General features: G+C 64.3%; 7 protein-coding genes. 5 read left to right on the top strand and 2 right to left on the bottom strand.

The genetic code is table 11. The annotated features are described in order from the left end of the window. The first annotated feature begins 368 nt into the window (after nucleotides 1-368). Nucleotides 369-1,085 (top strand): outer membrane protein, encoded by a 717-nt coding sequence (locus H8B02_RS44745; protein ID WP_229172133.1) that lies wholly within the window; start codon nucleotides 369-371, stop codon nucleotides 1,083-1,085. A gap of 193 nt (nucleotides 1,086-1,278) precedes the next feature. After that, nucleotides 1,279-1,518, top strand: a complete 240-nt coding sequence (locus tag H8B02_RS44740) for a DUF6719 family protein (RefSeq protein WP_050402822.1) — start codon at nucleotides 1,279-1,281, stop codon at nucleotides 1,516-1,518. 63 nt (nucleotides 1,519-1,581) lie between these two features. Here the strand turns inward: H8B02_RS44740 and H8B02_RS44735 are convergent, their stop codons facing one another. Further along, nucleotides 1,582-1,833: a hypothetical protein gene (locus H8B02_RS44735; protein WP_229172132.1), complete on the bottom strand. Its 252-nt coding sequence runs from the start codon at nucleotides 1,831-1,833 to the stop codon at nucleotides 1,582-1,584. 495 nt (nucleotides 1,834-2,328) lie between these two features. Between H8B02_RS44735 and H8B02_RS44730 the strand changes: the two genes are divergently transcribed. From H8B02_RS44730 to H8B02_RS44720, 3 genes are all read left to right on the top strand, one after another. Beyond that, nucleotides 2,329-2,697: a hypothetical protein gene (locus H8B02_RS44730; RefSeq protein ID WP_229172131.1), complete on the top strand. Its 369-nt coding sequence runs from the start codon at nucleotides 2,329-2,331 to the stop codon at nucleotides 2,695-2,697. Next, the gene (locus tag H8B02_RS44725; protein WP_229172130.1) at nucleotides 2,694-3,542 is read left to right on the top strand and encodes an alpha/beta fold hydrolase; all 849 of its coding nucleotides are present in this window, start codon (nucleotides 2,694-2,696) and stop codon (nucleotides 3,540-3,542) included. The genes H8B02_RS44730 and H8B02_RS44725 overlap by 4 nt, the downstream gene beginning before the upstream one ends. Nucleotides 3,543-3,615: 73 nt before the next feature. Further along, entirely contained in the window at nucleotides 3,616-4,773 is a 1,158-nt protein-coding gene (locus tag H8B02_RS44720) for a DUF2652 domain-containing protein (RefSeq protein WP_229172129.1), read from the top strand. A gap of 36 nt (nucleotides 4,774-4,809) precedes the next feature. Here the strand turns inward: H8B02_RS44720 and H8B02_RS44715 are convergent, their stop codons facing one another. Further along, the gene (locus H8B02_RS44715; RefSeq protein WP_229172128.1) at nucleotides 4,810-5,376 is read right to left on the bottom strand and encodes a hypothetical protein; all 567 of its coding nucleotides are present in this window, start codon (nucleotides 5,374-5,376) and stop codon (nucleotides 4,810-4,812) included. Nucleotides 5,377-5,617 lie beyond the last annotated feature (241 nt).

The raw sequence follows: 5,617 nt of genomic DNA, 5'->3' as shown, positions 1-5,617 counted from the left end.
GGGCATGATCCGGAAAAGTGCGCAGCGGTTTTCCGACAAGATCATGCCCAAACAAGGAGCCAAAGCGCGATCTCATCGCGCTTTGGGACGCGGCGGCCTGTCGCAGCAGCAAGCCTGAGCAGTTCGTTAGCGAACTCCGATCACTTTTCGGGGAGCGCTGAACTTCACCTTAGCGTTTGCGACTTACATACAGCCGAAATACGGCTGTTTAGCCGGTGAAAAAACCTTCTGTGCCAAGGAACAAACGGGCGTTGTTGCGACCCTGTCACAGCTCGGAAAACATCACAGGTCAGGCATTGCCCCAAAGCAACCTAATTGGCGTCACGTTGTTTGGCTTAACAGCGCAGCGTTGGTAACGGGGATCAGAGATGAAGACGTTTTTGCTCGGCACAGTCGCGCTGGCCGCCCTTGCGGGCCCGGCATTTGCGGCTGACATCCCGGCCCGCACCTATACCAAGGCACCGCCGCCCTATACCGCCCCGGCGCTCATCTACAACTGGACCGGCTTCTATATCGGCGGCCATGTCGGCGGCGCGTTCACCGACGGCACCAATCTGATGGGCAGCGACGCGCGCTTCATGGGTGGCGTGCAGGGCGGCTTCGACTATCAGTTCGCGCCCAACTGGGTGATGGGCATCGAGGCGCAGTACTCCTGGCTGCCGAGCTCCTCGAACAATGGCCTGACGTTCCCCGCCGGAACGGTCGTGACCGGCAATACCGACCAGCTCGGTTCGGTGACCGGCCGCCTCGGCTACACCTGGGGTCCGGCGCTACTCTACGCCAAGGGCGGTTACGCCTGGCGCGACAACAACAACATCACGGCGACGGTCGGCGGCGTGCCGGCGGCCTTCACGACCGACAGCAACCACAAGGACGGCTACACGGTCGGCGCGGGCCTCGAATACATGTTCGCCCCGAACTGGTCGGCGAAGGCCGAGTACCAGTATTACAATTTCGGCAGGACCAACATCACCAGCGGTCCGGCCGACATTGTCGGCGCGAGCTTCCGGAACGACGAGCATACCGTCAAGCTCGGGGTCAACTACCGCTTCGGCTGGGGCGGTCCGGTGGGCTCCCGCTACTGATCGCGTCGTATCATCGAGATCGAAAGGCCGTCCTTCGGGGCGGCCTTTTTTGTTGGCCTGCCGCGTGCCCGCGCTCCCACATTCACCCGATGTTCAGGCCTGATCGTGCAATGCAAAAAATAATTCCTGCATTGCACGGAACTTTCATCGTGATGCGCTATTGTGGGATCGCCGGGCTGGTGGACAAACAAACATGCGTAGCTTTGCGTTAGGGCTGATCATCTCTGCGGTCTCCGTGCCGTGCTTTGCCCAGACCATCCTCAAATCCGAACCCTTGGCGCTTGCGCCTTACGAGGTCGTGTTCGTGCAGGACGCCTCCTGCACGGCCGGCAAGGTGCTCAAGGTGACCGGGTCGATCCGCGGTCTGCATCGGCGGAAAATCTGCGTCTCGCTCGCCGCCGAACAGGCGTCGCTGGCGACGGCGACGCCGTAACGACGGCACGACGGCCGCATCGAAATCCGGTCCGCCCATGCGCACCGGACGACCCACTGTCCCTCAGTTCAACCGCGGCTCCAGACGCGCTTCGCGATCGGCATCGGCCTTGTTCTTGACCGGATCTTCGTTCGGCTCGAGCTGGCACGGCCGGATCTCGTAATCATTGTCCAGCACCGGACGGGGCGAGGGCTTCTCTTCCTCGGTGATCGTATCCACCACCAGGCCGGATTTCCTCGCGAGCTTCCAGACATCAGCTTCGGTCGGATACGCCTTGCTCAGCTTGGCGTCCTGATAGAACAGCGCGTACGGCATTGATCGTTCCCCAAACAACCGACAACGCCAGCACCCCTTCTGGGTTTCGGGCGATCTCACCCGTTCCAATCACGGAACCGTGAGCGAGAAACCGAAGAGGACCCGAGGCAAGCATCTGAAAATATGAGTCATTTCGGCCCTTTCGCGGGGGCCTGAGTCCTTAACGGGTGGTAAATCCCGGAAAAAAGAATCCCCGGGACTCTCCGGGTAGAATCGCCGGATGCTTTCCCCATGAGAGCGATCCTTCACAACCCCCATGAACGCGTGTACTTCGCGCTCGCGATCGCGCTGCTCGCGGCCTGCGCCGCGAACGTGGCGCTGGTCTGGTCGTGGCTCTAGGTTTGCCGGCTCCAAAATCCCATTCATCCCGCGCGAAAACGCCGTGGCCGCGCGACGCCGGCACCGTTTGACGGCCCCGCCATTCCTTCCATCATTGCCGGCACAGGCCGCCCGCGGCGGACTGCGCGGACGGGCCGCCATCGGGGAGGACCTGATATGATCGAGATGCTGAAGGATCGGGTCAACGGCGACGCCGGTCTGGTGCGGCGCGGCCGCTACCTCACCACGACCTTCCTGCTCGAAATCGGCAGGGCCGCCTGGCTGATCGCGATCCATGAGGGCCGCATCGTCGCGGTGACGAAGGGCCCGTTCGTGATGCCGTCGTCGTCGTTTGCGCTGCGCACCTCGGACGAGGAGTGGGGCAAGTTTTGCGAAAAGCGGCCGCCGCCTGGCTCCAACGACCTGATGGCGCTGATCAAGCGCCGCGTGCTGAAGGCCGAGGGCGAGCTACAGATCTTCATGGCGAACCTGCGCTACTTCAAGGAGGCGCTCGGCAAGCTGCGCGGCGAGGGAGCGGCCGCATGAGCGCCAAATTCGAACCGATCATTGGCCGCTACATGCATCTCGAACTGTCCGGCCGGGCGCATCGCGTCTATGTCGAGGAGGCAGGCGAGGGCACGCCGCTGCTCTGCCTGCACACTGCGGGCGCCGACGGGCGGCAATATCGCGGCCTGATGAACGATGTCAGCGTTACGCGCAACCATCGCGTCATCGCCTTCGACATGCCCTGGCACGGCAAGTCGTCGCCGCCCCAGGGCTGGCACGACGAGGAGTACCAGCTGACCTCGGCGCAATACACGGCGATGATCCTGGCCGTGATGGAGGCGCTCGACCTCGACCGGCCGATCGTGATCGGCTGCTCGATCGGCGGCCGGATCGCACTGCATCTCGCGCTCGAGCATCCCGAACGCTTCCGCGCGATCATCGGCCTGCAGGCCGGCGCGCATGTCGATCCCTATTACGACCTGAATTTCCTGCATCGGCCGGACGTGCATGGCGGCGAGGTCGCAGCCGCCATCGTCTCGGGCCTGGTCGGGCCCGACGCGCCCGACAAAGAGCGGTGGGAGACGCTGTGGCACTACATGCAGGGCGGGCCCGGCGTGTTCAAGGGCGACCTCTATTTCTACAAGATCGACGGCGATATCCGCGCCCGCGTCGCCGAGATCGACACCCAGCGCTGCCCGCTGTTCCTGCTGTCGGGCGAGTACGACTATTCCTGCACGCCGGAGGAGACGCTGGCGGTGGCGAACAGCATTGCCGGCAGCGAGGCGACCATCATGAAGGGCCTCGGGCATTTCCCGATGAGCGAGAACCCGGGCGAGTTCTTGAAGCATCTGCTGCCGGTGCTGGAGAAGATCGGCGGCGGCTAGACCACTCTCGACCTCGTATGGCGCGGTGTGACAGACTGCGTCATCGCACGAAAAGGTTACGCGGGAGGTCTCCATGCTTCCGAAGGCTGAAGCGGCATATTTCGCGATTGCCGACATTTCCGGCTATACCAATTTCCTCGCGGCGGTCGAGCTCGACCATGCCCAGGACATCATCGCCGATTTCATGGACGTGGTGGTGAAAGGGCTGCGCCCGCCGTTTCGCCTCGCCAAGTTCGAGGGCGACGCAGCGTTCGTCTACTCGACCGGGACAATCGACGGCTCGCTGCTGCAGGACGCGATCGAGGGCGCCTATTTCAAATTCCGCCGGCGCCTGCGCGACGTTCGCCAGGCCTCGACCTGCGAGTGCAAGGCCTGCGTCGCAATGGGCGATCTCGATTTCAAATTCGTCGTCCATCACGGCGAGATGGTGAAGCAGAAGATGGGCGGCAGGGAAGAGCTCGCCGGGCGCGACGTCATTCTGGTCCACCGGCTGCTCAAGAACACGGTGGGCGAGAAGGTCGGCGGGCGCGCCTACGCGCTCTACAGCGACGCGGCGATCCGTGCCATGGGCGTCGACCCGGCGGCGCAAGGTCTGATCCCGCATCAGGAAACCATCGACATCATCGGCGATGTGACGCTGTGGGCGCGCGATCTCGAGGCGGCGTGGCAGCAGGACGACGCGCAAACGCGGATGGAGGTGACGCGCGAAGACGCCTACGCGATACTGGAGTTCGACATCGCCGCGCCGCGGCAGACGGTGTGGGAGTTCATCACCGTGCCCGGGCAATGGCGGAAATGGTGGGACGCCGACGACATCATCGAGGAGTCAGGCAAGGGGCGACGCGGTGTCGGCACCAAAAATCATTGCGCGCACGGCAACCATACCAACGTCGAGGAGACGCTCGACTGGCGTCCGGTCGATTACTTCACGGTCGGTATCACGCTGCCGGTGCCCGGAGCGCCGCGCATCATCATGACCCGGGCCGTTCTCGACGGCCCAGACGGAACGTCCCGTTTCGAGCTGCGGATCGCCAAGCCGAAGCCGAAGGACCGGGCGTTCCTCGATGGCGCCGCGGCCAAATTCGCCGAACGGATGACCCAGGCGGTGGCCGGCCTCCGATCGATGGTGGAAGGCAAGCAGCCTGCCGTCGACGCTGTGGAGGAGCCGACGCCGACGCGATCGAGCGGACGCTTCCTGACCGAGCCGGTGAAACCGGGCGCGCGCGGCTGAAGGTCAGCGAACGATTCGGAGATTAAAGGGGGCCGGTTACTTGCCGGAGCGCGGCAGCTCGCTGTTGTCGCGGATCGCGGCGCGGACCTTGGCCATGGTCGTGGTGCAGTATTCCTCGCGCTCCCTGAGGAAGCGCTGCTGCTGCGCACGGAAATTGGCAACACGCTCCCGCACCTCGGATCCGAAGTCGCCGCTGATGTCGAGCTTGGCAAATTGCGGCGGCTGCGCCGGCGGCGGGACTTCCACGACGGTCACCGTCAACGGCGGCGGCGCGGGGGGCAGGCCCTCGAGCACGGTCGGCACCGGCAGCGGCGGCGGCATGACCACCCTTTGGACCTCGGCCGCAGGCTTGATCTCCAAGGCCGGCTTTGCCTCCAAGGCGGGCTTTGCCTCCAAGACTGGCTTTGTCTCAAAAACTGGCTTTGCCTCAAAGGCTGCCTCGACCATGGTCGCCGCGGTGGCGGGCAGCGGGGCAGGTGCTGGCGGCACGGCGGTCAGCGGGGCAGGCGTCGGCAGCTCGGCGTCGGGCAGCTTGCCCTTCACCGACTGTACGAAAGCCATTGTCTGCGCGATCAGGAGATCGCGTTCCTTCATCCACTTCATGGCGCACCTTGAGCGCGCGGATTGCATCAGAGCAGCCCCGCGGAAGCAAGCACTCGCCATCATGATGGTTGACGAAGACGCCTGTTTGGCAGGCACGGTGACAAAATTGTGACGTGCCCCGCGCGCGAGCACGGTCAGCGCTGGCGGGGATTGGTGTTTGGGACGAACGGGATACCGACGATCCGGACCGGCGTCTGGGCCGGTGCTTGGCTTGGGGCCGGCGCCTGATTCGCGGCCGGCC

Origin of the sequence: Bradyrhizobium altum, from assembly GCF_020889705.1 — a bacterium.
Classification (GTDB): Bacteria; Pseudomonadota; Alphaproteobacteria; order Rhizobiales; family Xanthobacteraceae; genus Bradyrhizobium; species Bradyrhizobium altum.
Note: the sequence above shows the minus strand (reverse complement) of the source record. Positions and strands in the feature narration are given on the sequence as shown.